Annotated in this window: 18 protein-coding genes; 10 read left to right on the forward strand and 8 right to left on the reverse strand. The window is 70.7% G+C overall.

What is annotated here, in order from left to right; translation table 11 throughout:
* The first annotated feature begins 5 nt into the window (after nucleotides 1-5).
* Entirely contained in the window at nucleotides 6-1,016 is a 1,011-nt protein-coding gene (locus tag QM782_RS14545; protein ID WP_415203619.1) for an inorganic phosphate transporter, read from the forward strand.
* Between the two features lies 1 nt (nucleotide 1,017).
* Here the strand turns inward: QM782_RS14545 and QM782_RS14550 are convergent, their stop codons facing one another.
* Together QM782_RS14550 and QM782_RS14555 are read right to left on the reverse strand one after the other, a co-directional pair.
* Nucleotides 1,018-1,470 (reverse strand): hypothetical protein, encoded by a 453-nt coding sequence (locus QM782_RS14550; protein WP_415203620.1) that lies wholly within the window; start codon nucleotides 1,468-1,470, stop codon nucleotides 1,018-1,020.
* Nucleotides 1,470-1,991 (reverse strand): GNAT family N-acetyltransferase, encoded by a 522-nt coding sequence (locus tag QM782_RS14555; RefSeq protein ID WP_415203621.1) that lies wholly within the window; start codon nucleotides 1,989-1,991, stop codon nucleotides 1,470-1,472. The genes QM782_RS14550 and QM782_RS14555 overlap by 1 nt, the downstream gene beginning before the upstream one ends.
* A gap of 165 nt (nucleotides 1,992-2,156) precedes the next feature.
* Here QM782_RS14555 and rpsP point away from each other — a divergent pair, with 165 nt between their 5' ends.
* The 7 genes from rpsP (at nucleotide 2,157) to hisC (ending at nucleotide 7,129) form a co-directional block, all read left to right on the forward strand.
* Nucleotides 2,157-2,435 carry a 30S ribosomal protein S16 gene (gene rpsP, locus QM782_RS14560; RefSeq protein WP_415203622.1) on the forward strand — a complete coding sequence of 93 codons (279 nt, stop codon included), beginning with the start codon at nucleotides 2,157-2,159 and terminating at the stop codon, nucleotides 2,433-2,435.
* 16 nt (nucleotides 2,436-2,451) lie between these two features.
* Nucleotides 2,452-3,024, forward strand: coding sequence for a ribosome maturation factor RimM (gene rimM, locus QM782_RS14565; protein WP_415203623.1), 573 nt, complete (start codon nucleotides 2,452-2,454; stop codon nucleotides 3,022-3,024).
* Nucleotides 3,025-3,028: 4 nt separating this feature from the next.
* Nucleotides 3,029-3,787, forward strand: coding sequence for a tRNA (guanosine(37)-N1)-methyltransferase TrmD (trmD, locus tag QM782_RS14570; protein WP_415203624.1), 759 nt, complete (start codon nucleotides 3,029-3,031; stop codon nucleotides 3,785-3,787).
* A 91-nt stretch (nucleotides 3,788-3,878) separates the two neighbouring features.
* Nucleotides 3,879-4,259, forward strand: coding sequence for a 50S ribosomal protein L19 (gene rplS / locus QM782_RS14575; RefSeq protein WP_415203625.1), 381 nt, complete (start codon nucleotides 3,879-3,881; stop codon nucleotides 4,257-4,259).
* Nucleotides 4,260-4,330: 71 nt separating this feature from the next.
* Entirely contained in the window at nucleotides 4,331-5,032 is a 702-nt protein-coding gene (locus QM782_RS14580) for a CoA pyrophosphatase (RefSeq protein WP_415203626.1), read from the forward strand.
* Between the two features lie 46 nt (nucleotides 5,033-5,078).
* Nucleotides 5,079-6,068, forward strand: a complete 990-nt coding sequence (locus QM782_RS14585) for a CobD/CbiB family protein (protein ID WP_415203627.1) — start codon at nucleotides 5,079-5,081, stop codon at nucleotides 6,066-6,068.
* The gene (gene hisC / locus QM782_RS14590) at nucleotides 6,065-7,129 is read left to right on the forward strand and encodes a histidinol-phosphate transaminase (protein WP_415203628.1); all 1,065 of its coding nucleotides are present in this window, start codon (nucleotides 6,065-6,067) and stop codon (nucleotides 7,127-7,129) included. Before QM782_RS14585 ends, hisC begins: the two co-directional genes overlap by 4 nt.
* Before the next feature lie 43 nt (nucleotides 7,130-7,172).
* Here hisC and QM782_RS14595 read toward each other — a convergent pair whose 3' ends face one another.
* From QM782_RS14595 to QM782_RS14620, 6 genes are read right to left on the reverse strand one after another with little or no spacing between them, the layout of a single operon-like run.
* Nucleotides 7,173-7,544, reverse strand: coding sequence for a TfoX/Sxy family protein (locus QM782_RS14595; RefSeq protein WP_415203629.1), 372 nt, complete (start codon nucleotides 7,542-7,544; stop codon nucleotides 7,173-7,175).
* An 18-nt stretch (nucleotides 7,545-7,562) separates the two neighbouring features.
* Complete coding sequence (gene fghA / locus QM782_RS14600; protein WP_415203630.1) at nucleotides 7,563-8,399, reverse strand: S-formylglutathione hydrolase; 837 nt, start codon at nucleotides 8,397-8,399, stop codon at nucleotides 7,563-7,565.
* A gap of 36 nt (nucleotides 8,400-8,435) precedes the next feature.
* Nucleotides 8,436-9,545, reverse strand: a complete 1,110-nt coding sequence (locus tag QM782_RS14605) for an S-(hydroxymethyl)glutathione dehydrogenase/class III alcohol dehydrogenase (protein ID WP_415203631.1) — start codon at nucleotides 9,543-9,545, stop codon at nucleotides 8,436-8,438.
* A gap of 31 nt (nucleotides 9,546-9,576) precedes the next feature.
* On the reverse strand, nucleotides 9,577-10,521 hold the full coding sequence (gene rsgA / locus QM782_RS14610; protein ID WP_415205651.1) for a ribosome small subunit-dependent GTPase A: 945 nt from the start codon (nucleotides 10,519-10,521) through the stop codon (nucleotides 9,577-9,579).
* Nucleotides 10,482-10,823, reverse strand: coding sequence for a 4a-hydroxytetrahydrobiopterin dehydratase (locus QM782_RS14615; RefSeq protein ID WP_415203632.1), 342 nt, complete (start codon nucleotides 10,821-10,823; stop codon nucleotides 10,482-10,484). The genes rsgA and QM782_RS14615 overlap by 40 nt, the downstream gene beginning before the upstream one ends.
* A 19-nt stretch (nucleotides 10,824-10,842) precedes the next feature.
* Complete coding sequence (locus QM782_RS14620) at nucleotides 10,843-12,138, reverse strand: M48 family metallopeptidase (protein ID WP_415203633.1); 1,296 nt, start codon at nucleotides 12,136-12,138, stop codon at nucleotides 10,843-10,845.
* 33 nt (nucleotides 12,139-12,171) lie between these two features.
* Between QM782_RS14620 and orn the strand changes: the two genes are divergently transcribed.
* Nucleotides 12,172-12,756, forward strand: a complete 585-nt coding sequence (gene orn, locus QM782_RS14625) for an oligoribonuclease (RefSeq protein ID WP_415203634.1) — start codon at nucleotides 12,172-12,174, stop codon at nucleotides 12,754-12,756.
* Between the two features lie 238 nt (nucleotides 12,757-12,994).
* The gene (locus QM782_RS14630; RefSeq protein WP_415203635.1) at nucleotides 12,995-14,590 is read left to right on the forward strand and encodes a DEAD/DEAH box helicase; all 1,596 of its coding nucleotides are present in this window, start codon (nucleotides 12,995-12,997) and stop codon (nucleotides 14,588-14,590) included.
* Nucleotides 14,591-14,807: the final 217 nt, after the last annotated feature.

Genomic DNA, 14,807 nt, shown 5'->3' on the forward strand with positions numbered 1-14,807 from the left:
CCGCGATGGCAACGGTGCAGATGGCCCTGTGGGTCGTGGTGATGCTGGTCGCCCTGGCCCTGGTGTTCGACTTCATGAACGGTTTCCACGACGCGGCCAACTCGATCGCGACCGTGGTGTCCACCGGGGTGCTCAAGCCGGGCCAGGCCGTGGTGTTCGCGGCCACGTTCAACTTCATCGCGCTGTTCGTGTTCCACCTGAGCGTGGCGGCCACGGTGGGCAAGGGCATCGCCCAGCCGGGCGTGGTGGACGTGCACGTGGTGTTCGGCGCGCTGGTCGGCGCGATCAGCTGGAACCTGATCACCTGGTACTACGGCATTCCCAGCAGTTCCTCGCATGCGCTGATCGGCGGCATCGTCGGCTCGGTGATGGCCAAGACGGGCACCAGCGGCCTGGTGGGCGCGGGCATCGCCAAGACCGTGGCCTTCATCTTCGTGTCGCCGCTGCTGGGCTTCGTGCTCGGTTCGCTGATGCTGGTGGCGGTGTCCTGGATCTTCCGCCGCTTCACGCCCTCGCGCGTGGACCGCTGGTTCCGCCGGCTGCAGCTGCTGTCCGCCGGCGCCTACAGCCTGGGCCATGGCGGCAACGATGCGCAGAAGACCATCGGCATCATCTGGCTGCTGCTGATCGCCACCGGCTACAGCTCGGCCGGTGACGCGGCGCCGCCGCTGTGGGCCATCATCAGCTGCTACGTGGCGATCGCCGCCGGCACCATGTTCGGCGGCTGGCGCATCGTCAGGACCATGGGGCAGAAGATCACCAAGCTCAAGCCCGTCGGCGGCTTCTGTGCCGAGACCGGCGGCGCGCTGACGCTGTTCCTGGCGACCGTGCTGGGTATTCCGGTGTCGACCACGCACACCATCACCGGCGCCATCGTCGGCGTGGGTTCCACGCGGCGCGCCAGCGCGGTCCGCTGGGGCGTGGCCGGCAACATCGTCTGGGCCTGGATCCTGACGATCCCGGCCAGCGCCTTCGTGGCCGCGATCGCGTACTGGATCAGCCTGACGGTCTTCTGACCTACTGCGAGATCTTGCGCGCTTCCTCGATCTGGTATTCGAAGTAGCGCTGGAAGCTGAACGCCAGGCTGGCCATCAGGACGCCGGTGCCGATCAGCAGCGCGGCGGCCACGCCGATCACGGTGAACCAGTTGGTCTGCCCGGCGCGGGCGTCGGACGGGGCGCCGAAGGCCGCGTTCCATCGCTCCGGCGCCCGCAGGCCGTAGACGATGGCCGTCAGCGCGCTGGCGGCGATGGACAGGCCCAGCAGCGGGATCAGCACCCAGCTCAGGTGGTCGTCCTGCCCGAACTGCTGGACGCGCTCGATGCCGTACAGGCCCAGCGCGGTGGGCAGCGGGTACAGCCAGCCCCAGGCGTCGCCGAAGCCGCGCAGGTAGAAGCGGTGCAGCCCGAGCGGGCCGCCCAGCAGCGCCAGCCAGGTCGCCAGCGTCTTGCTGCGGAGCGGGGCGGCCATCAGGCGGCCGGCGCGCCGTCGCCGGCGCCGAGCGATTTCTCCATCAGCACGATGTCGAGCCAGCGGTCGAACTTCCAGCCGCAGGCATGGATCACGCCGGCCGGCGCGAAGCCGAGGGCCCGGTGCACGCCGATCGAGCCGGCGTTGGCCGAGTCGCCGATCACCGCGATCAGCTTGCGCAGGCCGCAGGCCTCGGCCTGCGCCGCCAGTTCGGCCAGCAGTTGCTTGCCCAGGCCGCGGCCGGCGGCCTCGGGCGCCAGGTAGATGGAGTCCTCGGCCGAGAAGCGGTAGGCCGGCCGCGGCTTGAACCAGTTGCAGTAGGCGAAGCCGAGCACGCGGCCTTCGTGCTCGGCCACGAGGTAGGGCAGGCCCTTGGCCAGCACGTCGGCACGCCGGGCGGCCATGTCGGCCTGCGTCGGCGGGTCGATCTCGAAGGTGCCGGTGCCGTGCAGCACGTGGTGGGCGTAGAGGGCGGTGATGGCCGGGACGTCGGCGTCGCGGCTGGCGCGGATCTGGGGCATGGAGTCGGGCTGGTTATAATGGCGGGCTTTTTCAGCGTGTCGCTGGCCGGGTGGCTACAGCGCGTGTCTCAGCGCTGAATCTGACTTCTAAATCTTGTTAGCTCCATGGCCCGCGCGGCACCAATGATGGTGGTAGCGCTCGGGCCGAGCCCCTGAGGATAAATCATGGTTGTCATCCGGCTTTCCCGTGGCGGTGCCAAGGCCCGTCCCTTCTTCAACATCGTCGTGGCCGACAAGCGCGTGCGCCGCGATGGCCGCTTCATCGAGCGCATCGGCTTCTACAACCCGATCGCCAAGGACAACGAAGAGAGCATCCGCATCGCCCAGGACCGCCTGAGCTACTGGCGCAGCGTCGGCGCCCAGGCTTCGCCCACGGTCGAGCGCCTGGTGGCCCAGGCGGCCGGTGCGGCTCCGGCGGCCGACGCGGCCGCAGCCGCGGCCTGACGAGGCCGGCCTGCCGATGCTGCAGGCACTCGATCCGGCGCCCCTGCCGGCCGATGCGATCGAAGTCGCGCGCATCGTCGGCGCCTGGGGTGTCAAGGGCTGGCTCAAGCTCCAGCCCCACAGCGCCCGTCCCGAGGCGCTTTTTTCTTCCAGGCGCTGGTACGTGCAGGCTGCCGAACGCGCTGGCCCGCCGGCGTTCGAAGGCACGCTGCTGCTGCGCGTGCGCGAGGCGCGCGAGCAGGGCGCCGGCGTGGTCGCCCAGGTGCAGGACATCGCGGACAAGGATGCCGCCGACGCCCTGAAGGGCGCGCGCGTGTTCGTCTCGCGCGCGAGCTTCCCGAGCGCCGCCGAGGACGAGTACTACTGGGTCGACCTGATCGGCCTGGACGTGCGCAACCGCGAGGGCGTGGTGCTGGGCCGCGTGCGCGACCTGCTGTCCACCGGCCCGCAGACCGTGCTGGTGGTGGAGCAGCCCGGCGCCGAAGGCGGCAAGCCCGTCGAGCGCATGATCCCGTTCGTCGCGGCCTACGTCGATGCGGTCGACCTGCCCGGCCACCGCATCACGGTCGACTGGCAGCCCGACTACTGAAGCCATGCGCTTCGACATCGTCACGCTGTTCCCCGAACTGTTCGCGCCCTTCCTCGCAAGCGGCGTCACGCGCCGTGCCTTCGCCTCCGGCCAGGTGGACGTGCGGCTGTGGAATCCGCGCGACCAGGCCGAAGGCAACTACCGCCGCGTGGACGACCGCGCCTTCGGCGGCGGCCCCGGCATGGTCATGATGGCCGAGCCGCTGGCGCGTTGCCTGGACGCGATCGTGGCCGACCGCGGCGGCGCGGCGCCGGTCGTGCTGTTCACGCCGGCCGGCGAGCCGCTGCGCCACGCCGGCGTCGCGCAGTGGGCCGCGGGCGAAGGCGCCGTGCTGCTGTGCGGCCGCTACGAAGGCATCGACCAGCGCCTGGTCGACCGCTACGTGACGCACGCCATCAGCCTGGGCGACTTCGTGCTGTCCGGCGGCGAGATCGCCGCGCTGGCGCTGCTCGACGCCGTGGCGCGCCTGCAGCCCGGCGTGCTGAACGATGCCGCCAGCCACCAGCTCGACAGCTTCCATCCCGCGCTCGACGGCCTGCTGGACTGCCCGCACTACACCCGGCCCGAGGACTGGCGCGGCATGCGCGTGCCCGAAGTGCTGCTGTCCGGCCACCACGACCGCATCGCGCGCTGGCGGCGCGACATGCAGCTGCGGCTGACGGCCGAGCGCCGGCCCGACCTGCTGGCCCAGGCCCGCGCGGCTGGCCGGCTGGACCGGGCCGACGAGGCGGCACTGGCCCCGCCGCCAGGCGGCACGCTATAATCGCGGGCTTTTCGGATCCTCTGCCCGGCTGCCTGCACACTGTCTTGCAGGCTCTGACCAACCCGGGGCGCGGGCACGATCCCAGGAAACCATGAACCTCATCCAGATCCTCGAGCAGGAAGAAATCGCCCGCCTGGGCAAGAAGATCCCCGAATTCGCGCCCGGCGACACCGTGATCGTCAGCGTCAACGTGGTCGAAGGCTCGCGCAAGCGCGTGCAGGCCTACGAAGGCGTGGTCATCGCCAAGCGCAACCGCGGCCTGAACAGCGGCTTCACGGTGCGCAAGATCTCCAGCGGCGAAGGCGTGGAGCGCACCTTCCAGACCTACAGCCCGCTGATCGCCGGCATCGAGGTCAAGCGCCGCGGCGACGTGCGCCGCGCCAAGCTGTACTACCTGCGCGAGCGCAGCGGCAAGTCGGCCCGCATCAAGGAAAAGCTGACGGTCAAGTCGGCGGCCACCGACGCTCGGTAAGCCGTCCGGCCTACCGGTCCAGCCGCCACCAGCACCAGGCTCGTGGCGGCTTTTTCATTCCTGTCTCCGCCGTGTCCGACCTGCCCCTGACGCCGCTGTCCAAGCTGCCGAATTTCGATCCGCGCCGCGTGCCGTCGCAGGGCACGGATGCGCACCTGCCGGCGATTTCCGCCGACCGGCTGCAACCCGAGGCGCTGCGCCAGCGTTTCCGCGCGCCGCCGGTCTGGGAGCCGGAGGTGCGGCGCGAGCCGCGCTTCACCGACCGTGCGCCGGCCCGTGCCGCGGTGCTGGTCCCCATCGTGCAGCACGCCGGCGCGCCGACCGTGCTGCTGACCGAGCGTTCGCTGGCGCTCGCCAACCACTCGGGCCAGGTCGCGTTCCCGGGCGGTCGCATCGACGCTGCCGATGCCGATGCGCCGGCCGCCGCGCTGCGCGAGGCCGAGGAGGAGATCGGCCTGGACCGTGGCCGCGTGGAGATCGTCGGTGCGCTGTCCAACTACGTGACCGGCACCGCCTTCGTGGTGACGCCCGTGGTCGGCCTGGTGCGGCCCGGCTTCACGCTGGCGCCGAACCCGGCCGAGGTGGCCGACGCCTTCGAGGTCCCGCTGGCCTTCCTGATGGACCCGGCCCACCACCACCGGCACCTGATGGAGTGGCAGGGCACGCGGCGCGAGTGGTTCTCCATGCCGTTCGACGACGGCCGGGCCGAGCGCTTCATCTGGGGTGCCACGGCCGGCATGCTGCGCAACTTCTACCGCTTCCTGGCGGCTTGACGCCCGCCGGCGCGGGCCTGGAGCGCGGGGCTATCATGGCCGCCCGATGATTTTCTTCGCCATCTTCAGCGCGCTGCTGCTGGAACAGGTGCGGCCCCTGGGGCGCGACAGCGCCATCCACGGCTGGCTGCGTGCCTGGGCGCGCTGGACCAGCGACAACTTCGACGCCGGCAAGACGCACCACGCCTGGATTAGCTGGGCGCTGGCCGTCGTGCTGCCGGCGCTGGTGGCGACGGGCGTGCACTGGCTGCTGGCGCGCGGGGTGGGCTGGCCGCTGGCCGTGGCGTGGAACGTCGCCGTGCTGTACTTGACGCTGGGCTTTCGCCAGTTCAGCCACCACTTCACCGAGATCCGCAATGCGCTGGAAGCCGGCGACGAATCGCAGGCGCGCGAGCACCTGGCCGCCTGGCAGCGCGTGGACGCCAGCGAGCTGCCGCGCCGCGAGATCGTGCGCCACGTGATCGAGTACTCGGTGCTGGCCGCGCACCGGCACGTGTTCGGCGTGCTGGCCTGGTATTCGGTGCTGGCGGCGCTGGGCCTGGGGCCGGCCGGCGCCGTGTTCTACCGGCTGGCCGAATTCGTGGCGCGCTACTGGCGCTACCGCGCCAGCGTGCGGACCCAGCCGGCCAGTGCGGCACTGCAGCAGGTCGCAGGCGCCGCCTGGACCGTGGTCGACTGGCTGCCCGCGCGCGCCACGGCGCTGGGCTTCGCCGTCGTCGGCAGTTTCGAGGACGCGATCGACAGCTGGCGCCACCACGCCCAGCAGTTCCCGAACGACAACGACGGCGTGATCCTGGCCGCCACCTCGGGCGCCGTGAACGTGCGCCTGGGCGGCGAGGCGCTGAAGGCCAAGCCTGCGGCCAGTGCACTGCTGCCGTTCGAGGCCGGGCTGCAGCCGCCGCAGGACACGGCCGCCACGCCCGGCCGCGAGCCGGAGTTCGCGCACCTGCGCAGCGTGGTCGGCCTGGTCTGGCGCTCGGTCGTGCTGTGGTTGGGGCTGCTGGCACTGCTGACGCTGGCCCGGCTGCTGGGATGAGCTTCACCAGCCCGCACCTGGCGGCCCTGGCGCCGTACACCCCGGGCGAGCAGCCGGCCATCGACGGGCTGGTCAAGCTCAACACCAACGAGAACCCGTACCCGCCGTCGCCGCGCGTGCTGGCCGCGATCGAGGCCGCCGCGCACGCCGGCCTGCAGCTCTACCCGGACCCGGAATCGCAGGTCCTGCGCCGCGCGCTCGCACGCCACCATGGCGTGGCGGTGGAGCAGGTGTTCGTCGGCAACGGTTCGGACGAGGTGCTGGCCCTGGCCTTCGATGCCTTCTTCCGCCACGGCCAGCCGTTGCTGCTGCCCGACGTGACCTACGGCTTCTACCGCGCGGTGTGCGCGCTGTACGGCATCGTGCCGCGCACCGTGCCGGTGGACGAGGGCCTGCGCATCGACCTGGCGGCCTTCGAGGCCACGGCCGGGGAGGGCGTGGCCGGCATCGTCCTGCCGAACCCCAACGCGCCGACCGGCATCGCGCTGCCGCTGTCGGCGCTGGAGCGCCTCGCGCGCCTGCATCCGCAGCGCGTGCTGCTGGTCGACGAGGCCTACGTGGACTTCGGGGCGTCGTCCGCCGTCGCGCTGGTCGAACGCCATGACAATTTGCTGGTGGTGCAGACGGCGTCCAAGTCGCGCGCGCTGGCCGGCCTGCGCGTGGGCTGGGCCATCGGGCAGCCGGCACTGGTCGATGCGCTGGCGCGCGTGAAGAACAGCTTCAATGCCTATCCGCTGGACCGGCTGGCGCAGGTCGGCGCCGTCGCCGCGATCGAGGACCAGGCGTACTTCGAACGCCGGCGCGATGCCGTCGTCCATTGCCGCGAGGGCCTGCTGCTGCAGCTGGAGGACCTGGGCTTCGAGGTGCTGCCCTCGCAGGCCAACTTCCTGTTCGCGCGCCATCCGGCTCATGACGCGGCGCGGCTGGCGCTGCAACTGCGCGAGCGCAAGGTGCTGGTGCGCCACTTCGCGCAGCCGCGCATCGACCAGTACCTGCGCATCAGCATCGGCACGCCGGCGCAATGCGAGCGGCTGCTGCAAGTCCTGGCCGCCATCCTCTGACCGCAACAGCCCAGGCCTGCCGGGCCGCCGGCGGGGTGCGCGTTCAGCCGGCTGGCGGGCGCGGCCGCGCCTTCTTCGCGCGGGCCGGCTTGGCGTTGGCGGCGCGCAGCGCAGCCTCGAAGGCGCGCCGCGACCACAGGGCGGCCTGCTGCCGGTCCTCGAACAGGATCTCCGGCGCCTGGCGGTAGGAGGTCTGCATGCGCCGGCCCCGGCGCTCGTATCCGAAGGGCGGCAGGTCCAGCGCGTCGAAGTGGGACGCGCTGGCCGCGTCGGCCTTCAGGTACAGCGTGCCGCCGGCCACGAGCGCGAACATCAGCCCGTCGTGCCAGATGCCGTGGCCGCCGAACATGCGCTTGACCGCCACGCGGCCCAGCGGCGCGAAGACGTCGGGCAGGCAATCGACGAGGTGGCCCATGGCGCCTGTATCGCGCCGTCAGGCGCGCCGCAGCGCTTGCGCGTGGTGCGCGAAGTGCTCGCCCAGGAAGCTCGCGATGAAGTAGTAGCTGTGGTCGTAGCCGGGCCGCAGCCGCAGCGCCAGCGGATGGCCCGCGGCGGCGCAGGCGGCCTGCAGCAGTTCGGGCCTGAGCTCGCGCGCCAGGAATTCGTCGGCTTCCCCCTGGTCCACCAGCAGCGGCAGGCGCTCCGGCGTGGTCTTCACGAGTTCCACGGCATCCCAGGCGCGCCAGGCGTCGCGGTCCTCGCCCAGGTAGGCCGCGAAGGCCTTGCGGCCCCACGGCACTTGCGTCGGCGCCACGATGGGCGAGAACGCGGAAACACTCCGGTAGCGGCCCGGATGGCGCAGCGCCGTGACCAGCGCGCCGTGGCCGCCCATGGAGTGGCCGCTGATGCCGCGCGCCGCGCTGGCCGGGAAGTGCTGCTCGACCAGCGCCGGCAGTTCCTCGGCCACGTAGTCCTGCATGCGGTAGTGCGCAGCCCAAGGCGCCTGGGTGGCGTTCAGGTAGAAGCCGGCGCCCTGGCCCAGGTCGTAGGCCGGGTCGTCGGCGACGGCCGCGCCGCGCGGGCTGGTGTCCGGCGCGACGACGATCAGGCCGTGGCGCGCGGCGTGCTCCTGAGCACCGGCCTTGGTGATGAAGTTCTGCTCGCTGCAGGTCAGGCCCGAAAGCCAGTACAGCACCGGGCATGTCTCGCCGCGCAGCGCGGCCTCGGGCAGGTAGAGGCCGAACTTCATTTCGCAGCCGAGCACGCCGGACGCATGCTTCCAGACCTCCTGCCGGCCGCCGAAGCTGGCGTGCTGTTCCACTCGTTCCATCGTCGCTTCCTTCGTGCGCAGTGGGGCGGGGTGGGTTCAGTAGTGCACGACGCTGCGGATCGACTGGCCGTCGTGCATCAGGTCGAAGGCCGCGTTGATCTCCGTCAGCGGCATGGTGTGCGTGACGAAGGGCGCGAGCTGGATGTCGCCCTTCATCGCGTCCTCGACCATGCCCGGCAGCTGGCTGCGGCCCTTGACGCCGCCGAAGGCCGTGCCGAGCCAGCGCCGGCCGGTGACCAGCTGGAACGGCCGGGTCGAGATCTCCTGGCCTGCGCCGGCCACGCCGATGATCACGCTCTGGCCCCAGCCGCGGTGCGCGCATTCCAGCGCCGCGCGCATCACGTTGACGTTGCCGATGCACTCGAAGCTGTGGTCTACGCCCCAGCCCGTCATCTCGACGATGACCTGCTGGATCGGCTTGTCGTGGTCCTTGGGATTCACGCAGTCGGTCGCGCCGAAGGTCCTGGCGAGGTCGAACTTGGACGGGTTGGTGTCGATCGCGATGATGCGGCCGGCCTTGGCCTTCCTGGCGCCCTGCACCACGGCCAGGCCGATGCCGCCCAGGCCGAACACGGCGACCGTGTCGCCCTCCTGCACCTTGGCGGTGTTCCAGACCGCGCCCAGGCCGGTCGTCACCCCGCAGCCCAGCAGGCAGACCTGCTCGGGATTGGCCTGGGGGTTGATCTTCGCCAGCGAGACCTCGGCCACCACCGTGTACTCGCTGAAGGTCGAGCAGCCCATGTAATGGTGGACCGGCTGGCCTTCGTACGAGAAGCGCGTGGTGCCGTCGGGCATCACGCCCTTGCCCTGGGTGGCGCGCACCGAGACGCACAGGTTGGTCTTGCCGCTCTTGCAGAACAGGCATTCGCCGCATTCGGCCGTGTACAGCGGGATCACGTGGTCGCCGGGCCGGACGCTGGTCACGCCTTCGCCCACCTCGACCACGATGCCGGCACCCTCATGGCCCAGCACGGCCGGGAACAGGCCCTCGGGGTCGTCGCCCGAGAGCGTGAACGCGTCGGTGTGGCACACGCCGGTGTGGGTGATCCTGACCAGTACCTCGCCCTTCTGGGGCGGGGCGACGTCGATTTCGACGACCTGCAGTGGCTCTCCGGCCTTGAAGGCGACGGCAGCGCGGGATTTCATGGGTGGTCCTCCGGGGATGGCGTTGAATGCATCAGTATCGCGGCGGCTGGCTGAGTTCCTCGAACAGCGCGCGGTAGATCGCATGCCGGCGCGGTTCGACCGGCCCGCCCTCGCCGACGGCGGCCAGCACGGCGCAGCCGGGCTCGTGCAGGTGGGTGCAGTTGTAGAAGCGGCAGTCGCCGGCATGCGCGGCGATGTCGGGCATCAGCCCGGCGAGTTCACGCGGCGCGATCTGGCGCAGCCCGAATTCCTGGAAGCCCGGGGAATCGATCACGGCCGTGCTGCGTGCGGCGTCGATCCAGTACCAGGTGGTGGTGGTGGTGGTGTGCCGGCCGGACTTCAGCGCCTGCGAGATCTCCTGCGTCTGTGCGGCGGCGCCGGGCACCAGCAGGTTGATCAGCGTGCTCTTGCCGGCCCCGGACGGGCCCAGCACCAGCGTGGCCCTGCCCTGCAGCAGCGCCGGCAGCGCGCCGGCACCCTCGCGGCGCAGGCTGGCGGCGTGCAGCGGGTAGCCCATGGCGGCGTAGGGCGCCAGGCGTTGCCAGGCGCGCGCGAAGGGTTGCTCCAGGTCGCGCTTGTTCAGCACGACGAGCGGGGCGATGTGCTCGGCCTCGGCCGCGATCAGCACGCGCGCGAGCTGGTGCTCGGAAGGCTCGGGTTCGGCCGCGACCAGCACCAGCACCTGGTCGATGTTGGCGGCGAAGGACTTGGTGCGGACCTCGTCCTGCCGGTACAGCAGGTTGCGGCGCGGCTCCACGGCCTCGATCGTGCCCTCGTCGCCCTGGCCGGCGGGCGGGGGCTGCCACTGCACGCGGTCGCCGACCACGGCCTGGCTCTTCTTGCCGCGCGGATGGCAGATGCGGCGCGCGCCGTCGGGGGATTCGACGAGGCAGTGCCGCCCGTGCGCGGCGACGACCAGGCCGGGCAGGCGTGCGCTCAAGGGCTGTCCAGCAGGGCGTCGATGCGGGCGGCGCAGTCCAGGTCGGTCTCGGAGATGCCGCGCGCGTCGTGCGTGTTCAGCGCCACCACGCAGTGGTCGTAGCGCACCAGCAGTTCGGGGTGGTGGTTCTGCACGTGGGCGATGAAGGCGACCGCGTTCACGAAGGCCATGGTCTCGTGGTAGTTCGCGAAGCGGTAGGTCTTCTCGATCGCCACGCCTTCGCCGTCGCCGCGCAGAGTCCATCCGGAGAGCTGGGCCAGGCGGGTGACGATGTCGGTCGGCCGCAGCGCGCGGCGCGCCGGCTGGGCGGACCAGTCCTTCTTCTTCAGCATGCTCATGGAAGCTTCTCCTCGTGCGTCAGGCCGCAGGCTGCAGGCGCGCCAGGCGTTCGGACGCGGGCGGGTGGGAGTAGTAGAAGCGCACGTACACCGGGTCTGGCGTCAGCGTGCTGGCGTTGTCCTCGTACAGCTTCAGCAGCGCGCCGGACAGGTCGGCGCCGCTGGTCTGCGCGGCGGCGAAGGCATCGGCCTGGAATTCGTGCCGGCGCGACAGCTGGGCCGACAGCGGCGCGACGAAGAAGCCGAACACCGGGACGGCCAGCAGGAACAGCAGCAGGGCCAGCGCGTCGTTCGGTGCCGCACGGCCGTCCGCCAGCACGGCCATGGACGGTTGCACGCCCAGGCCGGCATAGAACCAGCTCTGCCCCGACAGCCAGCCCAGCAGCGCGAAGCCGGCCAGGCTCAGCGCGAACATCAGCACGATGCGCTGCACGATGTGCCGGTGCCGGAAGTGGCCCAGCTCGTGCGCCAGCACGGCATCGACCTGGTCGGGCGACAGCCGCGCCAGCAGCGTGTCGTAGAAGACTACGCGCTTGGCCGCACCGAAGCCGGTGAAGTAGGCGTTGGCGTGCGCGCTGCGCCGGCTCCCGTCCATCACGTACAGCCCCTTCGCCGCGAAGCCGCAGCGCCGCATCAGGGTCGTCACGCGCGCGGCCAGCGTTTCGTCGCGCAGCGGCTGGAAGCGGTTGAACAGCGGCGCGATGAAGCTCGGGTAGACCATCAGCAGCACCAGGTTGAAGCCCATCCAGGCCAGCCAGGCCCACAGCCACCAGCGCGGGCCGGCCGCGCCCATCAGCCACAGGATCAGCGCCGCGATTGGCAGCCCGACCAGCGCGCCGACCAGCGTGGACTTCGCCAGGTCCGCCAGCCAGAGCCGGCCGTCCATGCGGTTGAAGCCGAAGCGCTGCTCGATCACGAAGGTCTGGTACAGGGAGAACGGCAGTTCCAGCAGTCCGCCGATCAGCGCGAAGGCGGCCAGCAGCGCCAGCTGCTGCAGCAGGCCGGGCCCGAACACGTGCAGCAGCAGCGCGTTCAGCAGGTTCAGGCCACCCAGCAGCGTCCAGCCCAGCAGCACGGCCGCGCCGAAGGCCATCTCCAGCAGACCGAAGCGGGACTTGGCGATGGTGTAGTCGGCCGCCTTGCGGTGCGCCGCCGGCGTGACGGTCTGCGCGAAGGCCTGCGGCACGTGGTCGCGGTGCCGCGCGACATGGCGGATCTGGCGGCCGGTCAGCCAGAACTTGATGGCCAGGCCAGCGAGCAGGGCGACGGCGAAGACGGCGGTGAACAGGTCCGCGGCGGACAGGGAGGCGGGCATCCGGGCAGTTTAGCCATCGGCGAGAATGGCCGCATGGACCGAGCGAACCCTTCTTCCGCGCCCGCCGTGCTGGGCAAATCCGACAAGAACCTGGTCTGGCTGGACTGCGAGATGACCGGGCTGGACCCGGAGGTGGAGCGGCTGATCGAAATCGCCGTCGTCGTGACCGGCCCGGATCTGGCGCCGCGCGTGGAAGGGCCGGTGCTGGTGATCCACCAGTCCGACGAGCAGCTCGACAAGATGGACGCCTGGAACAAGGGCACGCACGGCCGCAGCGGTCTGATCGACAAGGTGCGCGCCTCCACGGTCGACGAGGCGCAGGCCGAGGCGCAGCTGCTGGAGTTCCTGGCCCGCTACGTGCCCAAGGGCAGCGCGCCGATGTGCGGCAACAGCATCGGCCAGGATCGGCGTTTCCTGGTCAAGTACATGCCGAAGCTGGAGGCCTTCTTCCACTACCGCAACCTGGACGTCAGCACGCTCAAGGAGTTGGCCAAGCGCTGGCGGCCGGAGGTCTACAACAGCTTCAAGAAGCAGCAGAAGCACACCGCGCTTGCCGACGTGCACGAATCCATCGACGAACTCGCACACTACCGTACGCACTTCCTGCGCGTGAACTGAGCAGCCGTGCGATAATCGCAGGCTTCGGTCTGGCAGCGCCAGACTGTTCCCCCGCACATCTCCCCTCACACTCACGGATCCGCGAATCGGATTCCCGGTGCCGTCGTCCGGCGGCCCGGTCTCGTTTGAAGGTGGATGTCTGTTCCACCCCCGACGAGAACGACCGCTGCCTGGTGCGGCGCGTTCGCGTGAGAGACCGACGATGACCGACGTGTACGACGATCGGGCAGCCGCGCCCATGGCTGCCCCCGAATTCCTTTCCGAAACCCCTGAAGTTCCTGCGACCGCGCTTGCGGCACCCGACGTATCGGCATTCGCCGCGCTGGGCCTGGCTGAGCCGCTGCTGCAAGCCGTGGCCGACCTGGGCTACGTGGAGCCCACGGCCGTGCAGCGCCAGGCCATCCCGCTGGCCATGGGCGGCGCGGTCGGCTTCAACGACCTGATGGTCTCCAGCCAGACCGGCAGCGGCAAGACCGCGGCCTTCCTGCTGCCGGTGCTGCACACGCTGATCCGCCAGCAGGAGGCCCGTGAGGCGGCCGAGCAAGCCGAGCGCGAGCGCCTGGCAGCCGAGGCTGCCGCCCGCGGCGAGGCCGCGCCGAAGAAGCCGCGCCGCAAGGACCCGACGAATCCGCGCCATTTCAAGGCCGCCGAGCCCGGCGCGCTGGTGCTGTGCCCCACGCGCGAACTGGCGCAGCAGGTCGCGCACGACGCGATCGAGCTGGTCAAGCACTGCCGTGGGCTGCGCATCGCCAATGTGGTCGGCGGCATGCCGTATGCGATGCAGATCGCCAAGCTGCAGAACGCCAACCTGGTCGTGGCCACGCCGGGCCGCCTGCTGGACCTGCAGCGTTCCATGCAGATCAAGCTGGACCAGGTGCGGTTCCTGGTCGTGGACGAAGCCGACCGCATGCTGGACCTGGGCTTCGCCGACGACCTGGCCGAGATCCACGACCTGACGGCGCAGCGCGAGCAGACCATGATGTTCAGCGCGACCTTCGCGCCGCGCATCCAGCAGCTGGCGCGCCGCGTGATGCGCGAGCCGCAGCAGGTGCAGATCGCCACGCCGCAGCACAAGCACGAGAACATCCGCCAAACGCTGTACTGGGCCGACAACGCCCAGCACAAGCGCAAGCTGCTGGACCACTGGCTGCGCGACGCCTCGATCGACCAGGCCATCGTGTTCGCCAGCACCCAGATCGAGTGCGATGGCTTGGCGAACGACCTGCAGCAGGACGGCTTCTCGGCCGTGGCGCTGCATGGCGCGCTGAGCCAGGGCCTACGCAACCGCCGCCTGATGGCGCTGCGCCAGGGGCGCGTGCAGATCCTGGTCGCTACCGACGTGGCCGCGCGCGGCATCGACGTGCCCACCATCAGCCATGTCTTCAACTTCGGCCTGCCGATGAAGGCCGAGGACTACACCCACCGCATCGGTCGCACGGGCCGAGCCGGCCGCGATGGCCTGGCCGTGACCTTCGCCGAGTTCCGTGATCGCCGGCGCATCCACGACATCGAGCAGTTCACGCGCCAGCCGTTCACGGCCGAAACCATCGCCGGCCTGGAGCCGCGCGAGCGTCCTCCCGAACAGCGCAGGCCGGCCTTCGGCCACGGCGGACCGCGCGAGCATGGGCATCGCGGCGGCGGGCGGGGTTTTGGCGCACCGCGCGGGCCGGCTGGCGGCTTCGGCGCCTGGCAGGGCAACGAACGGGGCGGCTTCGGCAGCCAGGCTCGTCCGGCGTCGCGTGCCGACGGAGCGCGCGGCGACGGGCATGGTGGCGGCGGTAAGGTCTTCGTGCCGCGCGATGCCAGGAAGCGGGCGTACAAGCCGGGTCGATAGGGGCGGCACTGGCGCGTCACGGATTGACGTTGCCTACTTCCTACAATCGATCGAATCCAAGCAGCGTTTTGCGCGAATTCTGCTCGGAATGTGAGCAATTTGGGATTCGGTGGCGCGGCCGTTTCCGTCGTGTCGCCGCCGTCTCGTACAGTCCCATGGGTAGGGGGCGTTCTGTTTTTGGACCGGAACGGCATCGGATGAATCGACAACGACGTAG

This window comes from Pseudorhodoferax sp., from assembly GCF_047601025.1.
In the GTDB taxonomy this organism is placed as follows: Bacteria; Pseudomonadota; Gammaproteobacteria; order Burkholderiales; family Burkholderiaceae_C; genus Pseudorhodoferax.

Coding starts and splice junctions, on each gene's coding strand:
- QM782_RS14545 (WP_415203619.1), top strand. CDS start 6: ATGGCAACGGTGCAGATGGCCCTGTGGGTCGTGGTGATGCTGGTCGCC.
- QM782_RS14550 (WP_415203620.1), bottom strand. CDS start 1,470: ATGGCCGCCCCGCTCCGCAGCAAGACGCTGGCGACCTGGCTGGCGCTG.
- QM782_RS14555 (WP_415203621.1), bottom strand. CDS start 1,991: ATGCCCCAGATCCGCGCCAGCCGCGACGCCGACGTCCCGGCCATCACC.
- rpsP (WP_415203622.1), top strand. CDS start 2,157: ATGGTTGTCATCCGGCTTTCCCGTGGCGGTGCCAAGGCCCGTCCCTTC.
- rimM (WP_415203623.1), top strand. CDS start 2,452: ATGCTGCAGGCACTCGATCCGGCGCCCCTGCCGGCCGATGCGATCGAA.
- trmD (WP_415203624.1), top strand. CDS start 3,029: ATGCGCTTCGACATCGTCACGCTGTTCCCCGAACTGTTCGCGCCCTTC.
- rplS (WP_415203625.1), top strand. CDS start 3,879: ATGAACCTCATCCAGATCCTCGAGCAGGAAGAAATCGCCCGCCTGGGC.
- QM782_RS14585 (WP_415203627.1), top strand. CDS start 5,079: ATGATTTTCTTCGCCATCTTCAGCGCGCTGCTGCTGGAACAGGTGCGG.
- hisC (WP_415203628.1), top strand. CDS start 6,065: ATGAGCTTCACCAGCCCGCACCTGGCGGCCCTGGCGCCGTACACCCCG.
- QM782_RS14595 (WP_415203629.1), bottom strand. CDS start 7,544: ATGGGCCACCTCGTCGATTGCCTGCCCGACGTCTTCGCGCCGCTGGGC.
- fghA (WP_415203630.1), bottom strand. CDS start 8,399: ATGGAACGAGTGGAACAGCACGCCAGCTTCGGCGGCCGGCAGGAGGTC.
- QM782_RS14605 (WP_415203631.1), bottom strand. CDS start 9,545: ATGAAATCCCGCGCTGCCGTCGCCTTCAAGGCCGGAGAGCCACTGCAG.
- QM782_RS14615 (WP_415203632.1), bottom strand. CDS start 10,823: ATGAGCATGCTGAAGAAGAAGGACTGGTCCGCCCAGCCGGCGCGCCGC.
- QM782_RS14620 (WP_415203633.1), bottom strand. CDS start 12,138: ATGCCCGCCTCCCTGTCCGCCGCGGACCTGTTCACCGCCGTCTTCGCC.
- orn (WP_415203634.1), top strand. CDS start 12,172: ATGGACCGAGCGAACCCTTCTTCCGCGCCCGCCGTGCTGGGCAAATCC.
- QM782_RS14630 (WP_415203635.1), top strand. CDS start 12,995: ATGGCTGCCCCCGAATTCCTTTCCGAAACCCCTGAAGTTCCTGCGACC.